Origin of the sequence: Micromonospora sp. Mcm103, from assembly GCF_024519755.1 — a bacterium.
In the GTDB taxonomy this organism is placed as follows: Bacteria; Actinomycetota; Actinomycetes; order Mycobacteriales; family Micromonosporaceae; genus Micromonospora; species Micromonospora aurantiaca.
In genome coordinates this window covers 64,065-79,518 of sequence record NZ_JALJRJ010000002.1, presented here as the reverse complement: position 1 = coordinate 79,518, position 15,454 = coordinate 64,065, and the positions used below count along the sequence as shown (strand labels likewise).

Below are 15,454 nucleotides of genomic sequence, written 5' to 3'. Positions count from 1 at the left end.
GTGGCCATGACGACGATCGCCGGCCGTACGCGTGAGCTGACCGTCTCGCGCGCGCCGTTCGTGCACGCCACAGTGGTCCGGGCGCAGGACCCGACGTCGGCCCGGCCCGGCGACGACGCCGTGATCCTGCCGGACGGCACCATCGAGGGTTTCGTCGGCGGGATGTGCGCCGAGAACTCGGTGCGGGCGGCTGCCCTGGACGCCCTGCGGGACGGCAGCGCGCTGCTGCTGCGGGTCCTGCCGGACGGCGCGCCCGCCTTCCCCGACACCCCGGGAGCGCGAGTCGTGGTCAACCCGTGCCACTCGGGCGGCGCACTCGAGATCTTCCTGCGCCCGGTGCTACCGGTACCCGTACTGGGTCTGGTCGGCGACACGCCGATCAGCGCGGCGGTGGCCACCCTGGCCGCCTTCCTCGACTTCGAGGTGGCCACGCCCGGCGACTACGCCGGCGCGACCGCGGTCGTGGTCGCCGGCCTCGGCAAGGGCGAGCAGGACGCCATCCGCGCCGCGCTTGATGCCGGCGTGGGCTACATCGCGCTGGTCGCCAGCCGGACCCGCGGCGCGGCGGTGCTCGACGAACTGGCACTGTCCGACGCCGAACGCGCCCGGGTCCGGACCCCGGCCGGGCTGGAGATCGGGGCGCGCTCACCGCAGGAGATCGCCCTGTCGATCATGGCCGAGGTGGTGCGGGCGCTCCGGGTGGACGGCCTCTCCTCCTCCCCCGCCGCGCCCGTCGCGCTCCCCCAGCAGGCAGTCGACCCGGTGTGCGGGATGACCGTCCTGGTCGGGCCGGACACCCCGCACGTACGGATCGACGGCACCGACCACTGGTTCTGCTGCCCCGGCTGCCTCGACCGGCACGTGGCGGCGTAACCGTGTTCGTGACCGGCCTGGTCCTGGCCGCCGGGGCGTCGGTGCGCCTCGGTGAGGCCAAGCAACTGCTGCCGTACCGCGGGCGGACGCTGCTCGACGCCACCCTCGACCTGGCCCGCTCGTGCGCCTTCGACCAGTTGCTGGTGACCCTCGGCGGCGCCGCCGACCTGATCCGCGAGCGGGTGGACCTGACCGGGGTCCAGGTCGTCGAGAACGCCGAGTTCAGCACTGGTTGCGGTTCGTCGATCCGCGCGGCGACACAGGCGGTTGACCCGCGCGCCGACGGGCTCGTGCTCCTGCTCGGCGACCAACCAGGTGTACGGGCCGCCGACGTACGCCGGGTCGCGGCGGCGACCACCCCGCTCGCGGTGTGCCGGTACGCCGACGGCCTGGGACACCCGTTCTGGTTCGCCAGTGACGTCCTGCCGGAGCTGCGTGTCCTGCACGGCGACAAGGCGGTGTGGAAGCTGCTGCACTCCGGCCGGCACCCGGTCACGGAGGTACCGGTGGACGGGCCGGTGCCGATCGACGTGGACACCCGCGCGGACTACCGGCGGCTGCTCTCGGGCGAGGCGCGGTGAAGGATCCGCAGGCCGTCCGGCGCCGGCTCGACGCCGTCGACTACCTGGCCGACGACGGCATGGCGATGGCCGTCTTCCTCGCGCTCAAGCTGGGCAAGCCGCTGCTGCTCGAAGGCGAACCCGGTGTCGGCAAGACGGCGGCGGCGAAGGCGCTGGCGCGGGCGCTGGACACGACGCTGATCCGGCTGCAGTGCTACGAGGGCCTGACCCCCGGCGAGGCGCTGTACGAATGGAACTACCAGCGGCAGTTGCTCGCCATCCGGCTGGCCGAGGCCCGGCACGCCTCGCTCACCGACGCCGACCTGTTCGCCGCGGAGTTCCTGCAGGAACGGCCGATCCTGCGGGCGGTACGCCACCCGGGGCCGGTCCCGCCGGTGCTGCTGATCGACGAGATCGACCGGGCCGACGACGAGTTCGAGGCGCTGCTGTTCGAGTTCCTCGGCGAGTCCGGGATCACCATCCCCGAGCTGGGCACGTTCACCGCGACCACGCCGCCGGTCGTGGTGCTCACCTCCAACCGCAGCCGCGACCTGCACGACGCACTGCGCCGCCGCTGCCTGTACCACTGGATCGAGTTCCCGGAGCCGGACCGGGCCACCGAGATCGTCCGGCGGGCGGTACCGGGCGCCACCGAAGGGCTGATCCGCACGGCGACCGCCTTCGTCGGCGACGTCCGCGCCCTCGGCCTGGACAAGGCGCCCGGTATGGCCGAGGCCATCGACTGGGTAGCCGCGCTATCAGTGCTCGGCGCCGCCGACCTCGCCGCCGACGACGTCGTCCGGACCATCGGCACCATCGCCAAGACCCCCGACGACCGCGCCGCCGTCGCCGCCGCGCTCGCCGCACACCAGGAGAGGCCGGCATGAAGATCACCAACGAGTTCACCGTCGACGTCCCGATCGCGCGGGCGTGGGCGATCCTCACCGACCTGGAGGGCATCGCACCGTGCCTGCCGGGCGCCCGGCTGACCGGCGTCGACGGCGACGTCCACCAGGGCACGGTGAAGGTCAAGGTCGGGCCGGTCGTCTCCGAGTTCGCCGGCACCGCACGCTTCGTCGAGAAGGACGAGGAACGGTACCGGGGTGTGATCGAGGCGAAGGGCCGCGACCGGCGGTCGGCGGCGAACGCGTCCGCGCTGGTCACCGCCCACCTGCGGCCGGACGAGCAACGCACAGTCGTCAGCGTGGACACCGATCTGAAGATCTCCGGGCGGCTGGCCCAGTTCGGCAGCGGCATGATCAAGGAGGTGTCGAGCAAGCTGCTGGCCCAGTTCGTCGCCAACCTCGAGGCGAGGCTGGCGGCCGAGAGGACTGGCGACAGCACGGCCGGCGACCCGCACGAGACCACCGCGCCTGACGCATCCGGGCCCGCACCCGCAGTCGCCGCCGCACCCGAGCGCGCCACGTCCGCCGTGACCGGCCCCGACGCCTCCGCGGCTCGCACCCTCGCGGCCGAGGCGGCAGCGCCCGACACCGCCTCGCCCGGCACCGCCCCGCCCGCCGGGCCCTCGTCCGCCACACCGCCCGGAGCCACCGTGGCCGGTACTCCCGTGGCCGCCTCGGCGTCCACCGGTCGACCGGATGCCGGCACCGAACCGGAGACGCTGGACCTGCTCGGCATCGCCGGTGGTGCCGTCGTCAAGCGCCTCGTGCCGGTGCTCGTCGGGATCGTGGTCGTCGGTGGGGTGATCGCCTGGTGGGTCGCCCGCCGGTGAGCGACGGTCTGCTGCGCGGCGTCGACCGCGCGGCGTTCGCCACGGCGTTCGCCGGCCGGTTGCGGCGGGCCGGCGTGCACGCCGGACTCACCGAGGCCGGTGACTTCGTCCGGGCGCTCGCCGTGTGGACGCCCGGGGAGACGAGCGCGCTCTACTGGGCCGCCCGGATCAGCTTCGTTCGGCGGCACGCCGACCTCGCCGCCTTCGACCGCGTCTTCGCCGCCGTCTTCGCCGACGCGCCACCGCTGCCGCTCACCCGGTCCACGGCCCCGCCGGCCGCCCGTGGCGACGTACACCTGCCGGTGCCCGCCGCCACCGACGACACCGGCGACGGTGGCGGGCTGCCGTGGGCGACGCTGCCGGCGCCCGTCGCCGAGGCGGAGCCCTCCGACGCCGGGGTGCGGCTGCCCGAGCGACGGCCCAGCGCCCTCGCCGGGCTCGCCGACCGGCCGTTCGAGGACCTCGACGACGCCCAGCTCGAACTGCTCGGCGAGGCCCTGCGTGAGGCCGTCGCGCGCTGGCCGTCCCGGCGCACCAGACGGCACGCCGCGGGCCCGGCCGGGCGGCGGGTCGCGCTGCGCCCGACGATCGCCCGGGCCCGTCGCACCGCGTGGGAGCCCGTCGAGGTCGTCCGCGAGCGACAGCTACGCCGCCCGCGCCGGGTCGTGCTGCTGTGCGACGTCAGCGAGTCGATGCGGGCCCAGGCCCACGCGTACCTGCACCTGCTGCGGGCCTTCGCGGTGACCACCGACGCGGAGGTGTTCGCCTTCGCCACGACGCTCACCCGGCTCACCGTCGCGCTGCGGCAGACGTCGGCGTCCGCGGCGATCGCGCACGCCGGCGCCGCCGTGGCCGACCGGTTCGGGGGTACGCGCATCGCGACGAACCTGCGGGCGCTGCTCGCGTCCCCGCACGGCGAAGCGGTTCGCGGGGCGGTGGTGCTGATCGGCTCGGACGGCTGGGACAGCGACCCGCCGGCCGAACTCGCCGCCGTGATGGCACGGCTGAGCCGCCGCGCCCACCGGATCGTCTGGCTGAACCCGCGGGCCGGCGCCCCCGGCTTCGCTCCCCTGGTGGCGGGCATGGCCGCCGCCCTGCCCTACTGTGACCGGCTCCTGCCGGCCGCGACGTTCCGGGACCTGCTGGACGCCGCCGGTCAGCTCCAGAGCGTCACGTGCACCGAGGGCCGGAAACGGTTCACCGCGACGCCCACGCCGCGCATCATCGCCTGAATCGCCCGGGGCGTCGACGCGAAGCGGCACAGCTCGGCTGCCGCGGACGGAGTGCCGGGGGTGACGAGTACCAGCGAATGCCACACCGCCTCGGCCGTCGCGTGCGGCCCCGGCAACGCCACGAGCTGGCCGCCCCGGACGTCCGGCGCGACGGTGAACGACAGCGCGGGCGCGATCCCCCGGCCGCGCTGGGCCTCACCCAGCGCCGCCGCGTGGCTCTGGAAGATCTGCTGCCGCTCCTCGGGTACGCCGAGCCGGCGCAGCATCGCCGGGACAGCGCCCAGGGTGTTGGTGGCCGAAGGCCCGAGCAGCCAGGTCTGGTCGCGCAACTGCCCCGGTGACGCCGGCACACCGGCCAGCGGATGATCCGGGCCGGCGACAGTCACGAGCCGGTAGTTCATCATGGGCCGGCAGGAGATCGCCGGATCGGCCACCGGCGGCAGCGGACCCATCGCGATGTCCGCGGCCCGGGTCACCAGCAGCGACTCGAAGGAGCCGGGGTCGCAGACGCTCAGCTCGATGTCGAGGTCGGCGGCGCGTCTGGCGAACAGCTCGATCAGTCTCGGCGCGGCGTACTCGGCGAACTCGCTGGACGCGGCGACCCGCAGCATCCGGCGGCCGTGTGCCGCCGAACTGACCTCCAGGACCGTACGGTCCTGCAGGCCCAGCATCTCGGCCGCGCGGCTGGCGAGCCGCAGCCCGCCGGGGGTGAAGGCCAGCCCCGCCGCCGTCCGGGTGAACAACTGATCTCCGAACTCCCGCCGCAGTTGGCCGATGAGCAGCGAGACCGCCGACTCGGAGACCTCCAGCTGCGCGGCGGCCTGCTTGACGGACCCCAGCCGGACGACAGCGACGTAGGCCCGTAGCTGCGTCGGAGTCATCGGCGTCGACCCGCCCTTCTGCGGCGCCGTGGACTGCTGCGGGCAGCCCGCGGTGTACCCCGATCATTCCCCGCCGATCGCCCCGCCGCCAGGGACAGCGGACCTCGGAGCGATCCGGCCGGTACGCGGGGTGAGGGCCCGATCAGGCGTCGGCGTCGGTGAGCAGTCGGGCGGCCAGGGCGCGTATCTCGTCCTTGAGTTCGTCCGGACGGTCGATCGTGAACGACCAGCCGAGCCCGGCGAGCATCTGTGCCGCACCGTCGAGCCGTTCGGCTCGGGCGGTGAGGCGCACTCCGCCGGGAACCTCGGTGAGCGTGCCGACCGAGGGCGGGATCCGTCGCTGCGCCTGCGCCAGGCTGGTGTGCAGCACCACGGAGATCTCGTGCGCGTACGGCACTGCTGCCAGACCGGTGAGTACCTGCGTGGTGGGATCGAAGCCGGCCGGGATCTCGAACCTGCCCGGGGTGGGGCGGGCGGTCCCGATGCGGTCGAGCCGGAACGTCCGTACGGCCCGGCGGTCGTGGTCGTGGCCGGTGACGTACCACCGGCCGGCGTGGAAGACCAGCCCGTACGGGTCGAGCCGGCGCTCGCCGGACTCGCCGCGCCAGGTCGTGTAGGTGATGTTCACCGGTTGCTGATGTCGGGCCGCGTCCGCGAGCACCAGCAGCACCTCGATGCCGGCCGGCGCGGACTTCCGGACCCGTGCGGTGAAGTCCACTGTGTCCAGCAGCGAATCGATCCGCCGGGCGAGAACGGCCGGCAGCACCCGGCGGATCTTCGCGGTCGCGCTCTCGGCGGCCGCGCCTTCGGCGGTGACCAGCCCGGCCCGGCCGGCGGCCACGAGCCCGAGCATGACGGCGACCGCCTCCTCGTCGGTGAGCATGAGTGGCGGCAGCTTGTATCCGGGCGCGAGCCGGTATCCGCCGTAGCGACCGCGCCGGGCCTCGACCGGGATGCCCAGGTCGGCGAGATGCGCGGCGTATCGGCGGACTGTGCGCTCGTCGACGCCCAGCCGACCGGCCAGGTCCGCGACGGTGAAGTCGCCGCCGGCCTGGAGGATCTCCAGCAACGCCAGTACGCGCGCGGTCGGCCGGGTCACAAATCCCCACTTCCAATCCGGGCGGAACCTGTCCGGTATTGATCGTAGCGTGTCAGGCATGACGACCTTCGTACTGGTTCCGGGGTTCTGGCTCGGCGCATGGGCCTGGCGCCCCGTCACCGCCGCCCTGCGCGCGCACGGCCACGAGGTGTACCCGCTGAGCCTGACCGGCCTTGGCGAGCGCGCCCACCTGGCCCGCCCGGACACCGACCTCGACGTCCACGTCACCGACGTGGTCAACCTGCTGCGCTACGAGGACCTGCACGACGTGGTCCTCGTCGGGCACAGCTATGCCGGCGCGGTCGTGACGACAGCCGTTGCCGACCGCATGACCGACCGCATCGCCCAACTGGTCTTCGTCGACACCGGCCCGCTGCCCGACGGGGCGGCGAACGAGGACTTCAGCCCGCCCTCGGAGCGTGAACGCAACGCGGCGGTGGTCGCCGAACACGGCGACGGCTGGCGGCTGTCACCCCCGCCGTGGGCCGAACTGGCGGCGGGAGCAGCAGACGTGGATGAATCGGTCGTCGCGTTGCTCGGCGAGCGGTCGGTGGCACAACCGTGGGCGACTGCCACCACCCCGGTGCGACTCACCGGGGCGTGGGAGAAGCTGCCCCGCCTCGGCGTGCTGTCGAGCTTCACCGCCGAGCAGGCACGCGAGATGGCCGCCACAGTGCCGCTGTGCCGGCACATGGCCGGCGATTCGTGGCGTTACGAGGAACTGCCGACATGGCACTGGCCGATGCTCAGCCGGCCGGACGAGCTGGCCGGGATCCTGCACGAAGCCAGGCCGACGGCATAGCCCGCGGTGCCCGGGCGACCGCACCCAGGTCACCCGGGCACCGGCACGGGGGAACCATCGGGCGGGTCCAGGTCCCTTAATGAGGTATGGGCTTGCTTCGCAGAGCGGAACCTGTCGGCTACGAGGAATTCGTCGCCGGCCGGTATCGCGAGATCGTTCGGTTCGGCGTGCTGCTGACCGGTGACGGCCGGCTGGGCGAGGACCTCGCCCAGGAGGGTCTGATCGCGGCCTACCGGTCGTGGCGCCGGTTGGGCGTGCCGGAGGGGCGGCCGGAGGCGTACGTGCGGCAGGTGATGGTTCGTGCCGCGATGCGGGCCAGGCGTCGGCGCTGGCGCGACGAGGTGCCGACCGGGGAGCTGCCGGAGGCGTCCCGTGGTGGGTTCGCGGATCAGTCGGATCTCAGCGTGCAGGTGCTCGCCAGCCTGCGGCGGTTGCCTGCCGATCAGCGGGTGGTGCTGGTGTTGCGGTTCTGGGCCGATGCCTCCGAGGCCGAGGTGGCGCAGACCCTCGGCGTCGCGGTGGGAACGGTCAAGAGCCGCACGTCCCGTGCTCTGGCGGCGTTGCGCGCCAGCGGTCTGTTCGCCGAATCTTCCAAGGAGACGCCGTGAATCCCACCCACGTCAGCGAACTGCTCGACCGTGCGGCCGCCTCCGTGACGCCGGCCGAGACCGATCCCGCCTCCCGGCTGGTCCGCCTCGGACGGCGCAGCGTGCAGCGCCGCCGTCGTGCCTTCGGAACTGCCGGCTCCGTCGCCGTCGCGGCCGCGGTCGCGGCCGTCGTGGCCCTGCCCCAGGTGAGTACGCCCCCGGAACGGTCTGAGACCGCGGGGGCCACGGTGAGTCTGGGTGGCCTGTCCGTCGCCGTCCCGCAGGGCTGGCGGACGAGCGAGGTCACCACCTTCGACCCCTGCACCGCCGAGCCGCACACCGTCTACCTCGCCGCGCGGTGGGGCTCCCCCCGAGGTGTGCAGCCCAGCTCCGATTGCCCATCCGAAGGTCAAGCGTGGATCGCTGTCGTCCAGGACTCCGTACCCCTGTACGTCAACCCGAGGCGGCTGGTGGTCAAGGACGGGCAGTTGCTCCAGGTCTCGGAGGACATCACGCAGTCCCAATGGACCTACCGCGCCTTCAACAAGGAGATCACCGCGACGGGAGTCTTCATCTCGGGTGACGCGAAGGGTCGCGACCAGCTGCTCAAGCGCGTCACCTGGCCCGCCGGCCCGGCGGCCCCGGCCTCCGGCGGCCTGGTGTTGCCCGACCGCATCACCAGCGCCGTCAGCGAGAACGCGGGCCCCATGGTCACCGCGATGGACGCCAAGACGCTGACCCGGATCCGGACAGCCCTCGCCGACCTGCGCGACCCCGTACCCGCCGGTGAGGAATGCGAGCTACAGCTGCCGGGTTCGGTCGGAATCGCTCTCAACGGCGGCGTCACGGTGGTGCTGGGTGACGCGAGCTGCCCGCAGGCGATCTCCACCGGCGGCGGTCGCGTCCGTGTCCCGGCCGGGCTGGGCAAGGAACTGCTCGACCTCATCGTGGCGAGCGACCGCGCCGCGGCCGAGCGGGCCCACAAGGATTGACCGAACCACTCCCGCAATCGGCGTCACGCCGGATCAGCTCGCGTCGCTGCTCCATCCCGTCTTCGGGTTCTCTCCCGGCCGGGCGGTCAGACGTCGAAGCGGAACCTGGACGGCAGAGCCCGGTCGGCGAAGCAGTCCGTTGGCGACCAGCTCGACGGTCACCGCGACGGCGATCGCCTCGACGGCCAGGAGCGCCACCAGGACCAGTAGCTGGGCTGCCCCGGCCTGGACTGGTGTGCCGCCGCCGAGCAGCACGCCGACGAAGGCACCGGGGAGCGTGACCAGGCCGACGGTGCGTGTCTGGTCCAGCGCGGGCACCAGCGCCTGCCCCGCGCTGGGCCGGCAGATCTCCAGCGTCGCATCCCGCGGCACGAGGCCCAGCGCCAGGGCCGCCTCGTACTCGCCATGGCGGTCGCGAAGCTCGTCCAACGCGCGGCGGCCCGCCAGCGAGGTGGCCGTCATCGCCCCGCCGATGAGGATCCCGGCGATCGGAACGACCGCGACCTCGGTCAGCGGCACCGTGCCGGAGGCCACGACGAGGGCGCAGGCCGGGAGCGCGCCGACCGCGATCGGCGCCAGCACCGGCCAGCCGAGGCGAAGCGAGCTGACCCGGCGCGCGGAGGTCGCCGTCGCGACCAGGACCATCAGCGTGATGAACCCGGCGCTGGCCCACCACGACCGCAGGACGGCAGTGATGAGCAGCGCCACGGCGCACAACTGCACCACCGCGCGCAGCGCCGCCGTGGCGATGCCACGGGCGTGGCCGAGCCGACTGGCCCGCACCGTCGCCACGGCGACGAGCACGAGAACGACGAGTACGGCGGCGAGCGCCGGACCGACCGCGACTGCACCTTGATCCATTGGAGCATTCGACCAGCCGGCGCCCCCTCAGATGTTGGAGCCGTCCGGCGGCAGGCCGGGCGGTGGCTGCGGGGATCCGCCCCGGCCGGCCGCCGGTGGACAGGACATGCCCAGGGTGTAGGCCGTCATGGACAGCGAGCCGTAGGCGTAGCCGTCGACGAGGACCTCGGTGTCGGGGGTGTCCGTGGCCGCGGCCAGACCGGCGAGGTACAACGCGGGGATGAAGTGATCCGGTGTCGGTACCGCACGGCGGAAGTCCCCGTGAGCGTCGAGGGTCGCGTACTCGCCCGGGTCGGTCAGCATCCGGGCCTTGGCGTCCTCGTCGAAGCGTCGCGCCCAGTCGAAGCCGTCGTCGGTCAGCGCCCAGTCCATGCCGCGCAGGTTGTGCACGACATTGCCGCTCGCCACGATCAGCACGCCGCGCCGGCGCAGTGGAGCGAGCCGGGCGCCGAGTTGAAGGTGGTAGTCCATCGGCTTGTCGGCGTTGATGCTGAGCTGGACGACGGGAATCGTCGCGTCCGGAAAGGCGTGCATCAGCACCGACCAGGTGCCATGGTCGATGCCCCAGCTGTCGACGTCCGCCCCGACCCAGGTCGGATGGACGACGTCACTGACCTCCTCAGCCAGCTCGGGCAGCCCCGGCGCCGGGTACTGCACCTCGAACAGCTCCTGCGGAAACCCGTAGAAGTCGTGGATGGTCCTCGGCCGGGGCATCGCGGTGACGGCCGTGGCGTTGATGTACCAATGGGCACTGACCACCAGGATCGCGCGGGGACGCGGCACCGCGGCGCCGAAGGCTCTCCACGCGGACGTGTACCGGTTGACCGCGAGGGCGTTCATCGGGTTGCCGTGGCCCAGGAACGCCGCGGGCATCAAGACATCCAAGGCCGGATGTACGTCTGAAGGCACGTGGACACGATAGTGCCGCCTCCAGCGGTTCCGGCCTGAATCACGCTCCCCGGCAGGCTGCCCATTCGGGCGGCTGCCGAGTGACCCCTGGCGATGGGACCATGATCGGGTGACGCCCTTCCAGATCGATGTGCCCGAAACCGTCCTGGACGACCTGCGCGCTCGGCTCTCGCGGACAAGGCTCGCGCCGGCCGCCCCGGGAGAGCCGTGGGCCGCAGGCACCGACCCTGGGTACCTGGCAGATCTGGTGCGGTACTGGCTCGACGGATTCGACTGGCGTGCGGTCGAGCGTGCCCTCAATCGGCACCCTCAGTTCGTCACCACGATCCGGGGCACGCCGGTCCACTTCGTTCACGTCCGCTCGGCATCGCCCGACGCCACGGCGCTGATCCTGACCCATGGCTGGCCCAGCACGTACACGGAGATGCTGCCCCTGGTGTCCCGGCTCGCAGATTTCGACCTCGTCATACCGAGCCTGCCCGGCTTCGTCTTCTCCGGACCACTCGCCGAGGGCCCGACGACCGAGGCGGCCGTCGCGGACGTGTGGGCCGAGCTGATGACCCGTCTGGGCTACGACCGCTTCGGCGCCTACGGTGGCGACATCGGGTCCGGCGTGACGACGTGGCTCGGCGCCCGCCACGCAGATCGGGTCGTCGGGGTCTTCTCGCAGCACATCAAGTTTCCGCCGGCGGACCGCAGGGGCAACCTCAGCCCGGCCGAGGAGGCGTTCGTCGCCATGCTCGACGCGAAGGCCCAGGACGACTGGGGCTACGGAGTCATCCAGGAGACACGGCCCGACACGCTTGCGGCCGCGCTGAGCGACTCGCCGTCTGGACTGGCCGCATGGATCGTCGAGAAGTATCAGCGCTGGAGCGACTGTGGTGGTGAAATCTCCCGCCGGTTCGGCTTCGACGAGCTGCTGACCACCGTGATGCTGTACTGGGTCACCAACTGCATCGGCACGTCCTTCCGTCCCTACCGTGACGACCGCCTGGCCCCACATCTGCCGATGGTCACCGTGCCCGCCGGTATCACGGTGAGCGTGGAGGACGCCGGCCTGCCCCGGTCGTTCGCCGAACGCACCTACGCCAACCTCACCCACTGGCGCGAGCCCACGGTCGGCGGCCACTTCCTCGCCCAGGAAGAGCCCGATCTGCTCGCTGCCGACCTGCGCGCCTTCTTCAGCGCACTGCGGTAATCCAGGAGCTCAACCGCGGCACCGCTGCCGGTTACGGTCGGGGTGCAAGGCCGGCCTGGACCGCCAGGGTGGCGGCTCGTACCCGGTCGCGGCGGCCGGCCTTGGCCAGCACATTGGTCACGCGGGTCTTGACGGTGCTCATCAAGAGGTAGAGGCGTTCGGCGATCTCAGGTGTTGTCGAGCCCGGCACCGATCAAGGCGAGCACGTCGGTCTCCCGAGCGGTCAGCCGGTAGGCCGCCAGTTCCACGCGATCGGACGCCTGGTGGCGCGCCGCCACGCCACCGCAAGCCGCTCCCTCAAGCTGGTCAACGACTCCACCGCGGCCTCGTCGGAGAGCACGACAAGGCTCACGGCGTCCCGAACCGACGCCAACGCCGGATGGCTCAGGCCCGTTCACCACAGCGGACCGGTCACTCAGCTCGCCGGCGAGGGCGGACACGTCAACCTTCAGCGCACGCGCGATGCGATCCAGCATGTGGATGCGCGGCGGCAGCTGTCCGATGCCCCCAGTCGGGCACGGCCCTGCGGCGACCGAACGCGAGGTTCTAGCACGGTTGTTCCGTCTTCAGCCAGTCCGGTGTTATGGGTTGCCGTCGCGTTCGCTGCCCCTCTGCTGCTCCCGCGCCTGTGCTGTCCATCCACCAGCCGACCGACACCATCGTGTATGGCCACCGACCTCGCCCATTACATCGATCAGGAGTTCCGACAGCCCAGGGTGACTGTGACCTTCTGGCGTGACGACGTGCAAGAGGCGAGGGCCGACGCCCGACTGCTTGACCTCCTAGATCAACCGCGACGGCGGTGGCACCAGCAGCACGTAGCGTCCTGGCTCCGGCACGCCGCCACCCTACAGAGCGTGGGCTGGGAGGAGCAGGTGACGCGCTCGGCAGCTCCAGTGCAGGTAGACGGCCCCCACCAAACGGCGAGCGCTTCTACTTCCGCTCCCGGCATAGTGACGTGTCGCTGGGCATCGGAGGCGACGGCCCCGCCGACATCTCCGAGCGGGAAGAGACCGAGTCCCACCCGGAAGCCAGTTGGCTCTCCGCAGCCGAGGGCGAGGCCATCATCAGACGGCTGCTCTCGGGTACACAGGCCGGAGCAAGCCACCTGCATGAGTGCCGCCAGTTTGGAGCATACCTGAAATCGTGCGACGGCCGCCCCGGACAATCTCGCCGGATCTTCCTGCGCCCATAAGGGTGTGCGCGTCGATTGTCCAACGACCGCGCAAACGGGCGGTAGGCCGCTGGGCCCACCGCCCGCGAAACGAGGGAATCGCTCCTCGGCGCGGAAACTCTTGCGCCGAATTACGGATCGTCTCACGGCATTCGCCGAACCAATTCACATCCCCCGTGTCGTTACCGCGCGGATCAGTGTCGACCGACCCTAGTGATCACCGATCCACAACCAGTCGGTGCAATCGTCGCCGCCACCCCCGGTGTTGCTTTCGCAGAGGCGGAACTTGTAGATCGTGTCAGGAGCCAGCGCGGACCCACAGCCGCCGCTGGCGCCGTTGGTGTCGCCGCGCACACCCGTAGAACCCGGGGGGTAGACGTACTCGACCCGGACGCCCCGGTTGTTGGCCGCGGTGTCACAAGCGGTGGCGTTACTGTGGTTGGAGTTGACGGTGGCGTAGCCCCACGACCTACTGATGGTGTGGCTGCTGGCGGACGCCGGCATTTCCATACCGACGAGAGCCACGGTTACTACGGCCCCTCCGACCAGCACTCCTTTGAGAGCCTTACGCATTGTTCTCCTTCAGTCGCTATTGGACGGATGGGGAACTCTAACATCGCGTCCCAGAAACTTCTGCCCCGTAACCACTGACGCCTTGATAGGCGGCCGGAGCAGCGCCTGAAAGCTGCATTCTCGCCATCCTGTCGGCCATCGACCCGCCCTCCGGGGAGCGGGCCGCCGCCCGGCCCGCCACGTCAAGCGGACCTTGACGCCCATACGGACGCTGGCGGGCCGGGCCGGTGGCCCGCTCGGCTTCCCCGGGTCGATGGCAGGCGGGATGGCCTAACCCCCACGGACAACGACCCGCCGGCGAAGCCCCAGCCATCCTGGAGCCGGAGCACCCCCGCCGGAGGCGCACTAGCCGCAACCCCGCGACCGCCGCCAGCTCGCCGACACGGCCGGCGTCCGCTCCCCCACACCGCGCGGGCTCGCGGACACGTTGCCCGCCGTGTCGCGGGCGGTCACCACGAGGGTGTACGGGGTGTCCGCGCTCAACCCGGCCACCGGGCACGAGGTGCCGGTGGCGCTGCCCACCTTCTCGGTGCCGGCGGCGTCGACCCGGTGCACGTCGTACCCGGTCACGCCAGCGTCCTTCCCACTTCTTAAGGCGGTGCCACCGTGACGTACCGGGTGACCAGGTCTGGAAGCTCAGCGACCGGCACGACGGGCTGAGCGACTCGCGTACCGGGGTCGGTGGGGGCCGGGCCCCACCGACCCGGCCAGGTCATCGAGCGCCTTCCTTCAGGGCATGCGCCGAAGGTGATCGTGAGGAACTGATGCGCGGCGCCGCTTCCTCGCCTAAGCTGCGTCACACATACATCGATAATGATCAATAGTAGGTGTCGGCGGCCGGGGCCGGTCAGGCAACCCACGAGCCTCGCATTCACCGACTCCGATTGGAGTACCCGATGACCTGGCGTCCAACCATCGCCACACTCACCGGCCTGTGCCTGGCGCTCACCACCGCACCAGGCCCCGCCGGCGCCGCACCCGCACCCCCGACACCTCGGGACGCCGCTAATGTGAACGTTCACACCGACCCGCTCGCCGGCCCACCCGGCGCGCCCCCCGGAGTCTGCCTGGGCGGCACCGGGTACGGCCCGCCCCTGCCGGCCGGCTCCGTGTCCGCGACGAAGATCCAGAGCGGGTTCTCGTTCCTCGAAGGACCGGTCTGGATCGCCGACGGCGGCTACCTGCTGATGTCCGACATGGCCGCGGGCACCGGGCCGAACAACGTGCAGCCCTCCACGATCCGCCGGCTCACGCCGCCGGCCACTTTCGACACCTTCATCGCCGACGCCGGCAGCAACGGCTTGGCACTCAGCCCCGACACCCAGCAGATCATCGCCGCCACCCACGACCAGCGGAGCGTCTCCGCATACCGGCTCAGCGACCGGACCCGCAGTACCGTCGCCGCCGACCACCAGGGCCGGGCGTTCAACTCACCGAACGACGTCGCGGTCCGGTCCGACGGCGTCGTCTACTTCACCGACCCCAGCTTCCAGCGCGGCAACCGGCCCGACCAGATGAGCGGACGTACCAGTGTCTTCCGCGTCTCCGGCGGCCAGGTATCGCTGGTGGACGACCGGCTGCGGCAACCCAACGGCATCGCGCTCTCCCCGGACGGCAGCACGCTCTACGTGGGCGCCTACTCCGAGAACAAGATCTACAAGTACGTCGTCCAGCCCGACGGCAGCACCGGCGCCCGCAGCGTCTTCGTGAACTACCTCGGCGGTCCCGACGGCGTCACCGTCGACTGCGCCGGCAACGTGTACTGGGCGTCCGGCGCGGACGGGCTGATCCACGTCTACTCGCCCGCCGGCGCGCAGCTCGGCACGATCCGCTCCGGCGGCACCGGCACCACGAACGTGGCGTTCGGCGGGCCCGACCGGCGGACCCTCTACATCACCTCCGGCCGGACGAACGACTCCGGCCTGTACAGCGTGCGACTCAACGTCCCCGGCTACCCGTACTGACCAAGAACCCTGGG

At 71.9% G+C, this 15,454-nt stretch carries 17 protein-coding genes and 1 pseudogene; 10 read left to right on the top strand and 8 right to left on the bottom strand.

Annotated features, from left to right (window positions below):
- Window positions 1–6 precede the first annotated feature (6 nt).
- The 5 genes from OC439_RS02935 to OC439_RS02915 are packed head-to-tail and all read left to right on the top strand — an operon-like array spanning window position 7 to window position 4,400.
- Window positions 7–873: an XdhC family protein gene (locus OC439_RS02935; protein WP_262012062.1), complete on the top strand. Its 867-nt coding sequence runs from the start codon at window positions 7–9 to the stop codon at window positions 871–873.
- Between the two features lie 8 nt (window positions 874–881).
- Window positions 882–1,454 (top strand): NTP transferase domain-containing protein, encoded by a 573-nt coding sequence (locus OC439_RS02930; RefSeq protein WP_262012061.1) that lies wholly within the window; start codon window positions 882–884, stop codon window positions 1,452–1,454.
- Window positions 1,451–2,320 carry an AAA family ATPase gene (locus OC439_RS02925; protein WP_262012060.1) on the top strand — a complete coding sequence of 290 codons (870 nt, stop codon included), beginning with the start codon at window positions 1,451–1,453 and terminating at the stop codon, window positions 2,318–2,320. The genes OC439_RS02930 and OC439_RS02925 overlap by 4 nt, the downstream gene beginning before the upstream one ends.
- Window positions 2,317–3,168 carry an SRPBCC family protein gene (locus OC439_RS02920; protein WP_262012059.1) on the top strand — a complete coding sequence of 284 codons (852 nt, stop codon included), beginning with the start codon at window positions 2,317–2,319 and terminating at the stop codon, window positions 3,166–3,168. Before OC439_RS02925 ends, OC439_RS02920 begins: the two co-directional genes overlap by 4 nt.
- Entirely contained in the window at window positions 3,165–4,400 is a 1,236-nt protein-coding gene (locus OC439_RS02915; RefSeq protein WP_262012058.1) for a vWA domain-containing protein, read from the top strand. Before OC439_RS02920 ends, OC439_RS02915 begins: the two co-directional genes overlap by 4 nt.
- On the opposite strand, the gene OC439_RS02910 is transcribed toward OC439_RS02915, so the two are convergent.
- Entirely contained in the window at window positions 4,325–5,281 is a 957-nt protein-coding gene (locus OC439_RS02910) for a LysR family transcriptional regulator (RefSeq protein ID WP_262012057.1), read from the bottom strand. The two genes, OC439_RS02915 and OC439_RS02910, sit on opposite strands and share 76 nt — an antisense overlap.
- Before the next feature lie 142 nt (window positions 5,282–5,423).
- Window positions 5,424–6,380, bottom strand: coding sequence for a helix-turn-helix transcriptional regulator (locus OC439_RS02905; protein WP_262012056.1), 957 nt, complete (start codon window positions 6,378–6,380; stop codon window positions 5,424–5,426).
- A gap of 58 nt (window positions 6,381–6,438) precedes the next feature.
- Between OC439_RS02905 and OC439_RS02900 the strand changes: the two genes are divergently transcribed.
- The 3 genes from OC439_RS02900 (at window position 6,439) to OC439_RS02890 (ending at window position 8,761) form a co-directional block, all read left to right on the top strand.
- Window positions 6,439–7,182, top strand: coding sequence for an alpha/beta fold hydrolase (locus OC439_RS02900; RefSeq protein ID WP_262012055.1), 744 nt, complete (start codon window positions 6,439–6,441; stop codon window positions 7,180–7,182).
- Between the two features lie 92 nt (window positions 7,183–7,274).
- The gene (locus OC439_RS02895) at window positions 7,275–7,790 is read left to right on the top strand and encodes a SigE family RNA polymerase sigma factor (RefSeq protein ID WP_262012054.1); all 516 of its coding nucleotides are present in this window, start codon (window positions 7,275–7,277) and stop codon (window positions 7,788–7,790) included.
- Window positions 7,787–8,761, top strand: coding sequence for a hypothetical protein (locus tag OC439_RS02890; protein ID WP_262012053.1), 975 nt, complete (start codon window positions 7,787–7,789; stop codon window positions 8,759–8,761). The genes OC439_RS02895 and OC439_RS02890 overlap by 4 nt, the downstream gene beginning before the upstream one ends.
- A gap of 33 nt (window positions 8,762–8,794) precedes the next feature.
- On the opposite strand, the gene OC439_RS02885 is transcribed toward OC439_RS02890, so the two are convergent.
- Window positions 8,795–9,622, bottom strand: coding sequence for an ABC transporter permease (locus tag OC439_RS02885; protein WP_262012052.1), 828 nt, complete (start codon window positions 9,620–9,622; stop codon window positions 8,795–8,797).
- Window positions 9,623–9,649: 27 nt separating this feature from the next.
- Window positions 9,650–10,495 carry a 4,5-DOPA dioxygenase extradiol gene (ygiD, locus tag OC439_RS02880; RefSeq protein ID WP_262012051.1) on the bottom strand — a complete coding sequence of 282 codons (846 nt, stop codon included), beginning with the start codon at window positions 10,493–10,495 and terminating at the stop codon, window positions 9,650–9,652.
- A 145-nt stretch (window positions 10,496–10,640) separates the two neighbouring features.
- On the opposite strand from ygiD, the gene OC439_RS02875 reads away from it, so the two are divergent.
- Entirely contained in the window at window positions 10,641–11,729 is a 1,089-nt protein-coding gene (locus tag OC439_RS02875) for an epoxide hydrolase family protein (RefSeq protein ID WP_262012050.1), read from the top strand.
- A gap of 31 nt (window positions 11,730–11,760) precedes the next feature.
- Here OC439_RS02875 and OC439_RS02870 read toward each other — a convergent pair whose 3' ends face one another.
- The 4 genes and pseudogenes from OC439_RS02870 to OC439_RS02855 form a co-directional block, all read right to left on the bottom strand.
- Window positions 11,761–11,871: a hypothetical protein gene (locus tag OC439_RS02870; protein WP_262012401.1), complete on the bottom strand. Its 111-nt coding sequence runs from the start codon at window positions 11,869–11,871 to the stop codon at window positions 11,761–11,763.
- Between the two features lie 109 nt (window positions 11,872–11,980).
- Window positions 11,981–12,223 (bottom strand): annotated as a pseudogene (locus tag OC439_RS02865) (XRE family transcriptional regulator); the annotation flags it as partial.
- A gap of 890 nt (window positions 12,224–13,113) precedes the next feature.
- Window positions 13,114–13,476: a hypothetical protein gene (locus OC439_RS02860; RefSeq protein ID WP_262012049.1), complete on the bottom strand. Its 363-nt coding sequence runs from the start codon at window positions 13,474–13,476 to the stop codon at window positions 13,114–13,116.
- Window positions 13,477–13,821: 345 nt separating this feature from the next.
- Entirely contained in the window at window positions 13,822–14,046 is a 225-nt protein-coding gene (locus tag OC439_RS02855) for a hypothetical protein (protein ID WP_262012048.1), read from the bottom strand.
- Between the two features lie 326 nt (window positions 14,047–14,372).
- On the opposite strand from OC439_RS02855, the gene OC439_RS02850 reads away from it, so the two are divergent.
- On the top strand, window positions 14,373–15,440 hold the full coding sequence (locus OC439_RS02850) for an SMP-30/gluconolactonase/LRE family protein (RefSeq protein WP_262012047.1): 1,068 nt from the start codon (window positions 14,373–14,375) through the stop codon (window positions 15,438–15,440).
- Window positions 15,441–15,454: the final 14 nt, after the last annotated feature.

Bases quoted from the DNA above. Each gene is read 5' to 3' on its own strand.
- OC439_RS02850 (WP_262012047.1), top strand. From the start codon at position 14,373: ATGACCTGGCGTCCAACCATCGCCACACTCACCGGCCTGTGCCTGGCG.
- OC439_RS02885 (WP_262012052.1), bottom strand. From the start codon at position 9,622: ATGGATCAAGGTGCAGTCGCGGTCGGTCCGGCGCTCGCCGCCGTACTC.
- OC439_RS02870 (WP_262012401.1), bottom strand. From the start codon at position 11,871: ATGAGCACCGTCAAGACCCGCGTGACCAATGTGCTGGCCAAGGCCGGC.
- OC439_RS02935 (WP_262012062.1), top strand. From the start codon at position 7: ATGACGACGATCGCCGGCCGTACGCGTGAGCTGACCGTCTCGCGCGCG.
- OC439_RS02860 (WP_262012049.1), bottom strand. From the start codon at position 13,476: ATGCGTAAGGCTCTCAAAGGAGTGCTGGTCGGAGGGGCCGTAGTAACC.
- ygiD (WP_262012051.1), bottom strand. From the start codon at position 10,495: ATGCCCGCGGCGTTCCTGGGCCACGGCAACCCGATGAACGCCCTCGCG.
- OC439_RS02920 (WP_262012059.1), top strand. From the start codon at position 2,317: ATGAAGATCACCAACGAGTTCACCGTCGACGTCCCGATCGCGCGGGCG.
- OC439_RS02900 (WP_262012055.1), top strand. From the start codon at position 6,439: ATGACGACCTTCGTACTGGTTCCGGGGTTCTGGCTCGGCGCATGGGCC.
- OC439_RS02910 (WP_262012057.1), bottom strand. From the start codon at position 5,281: ATGACTCCGACGCAGCTACGGGCCTACGTCGCTGTCGTCCGGCTGGGG.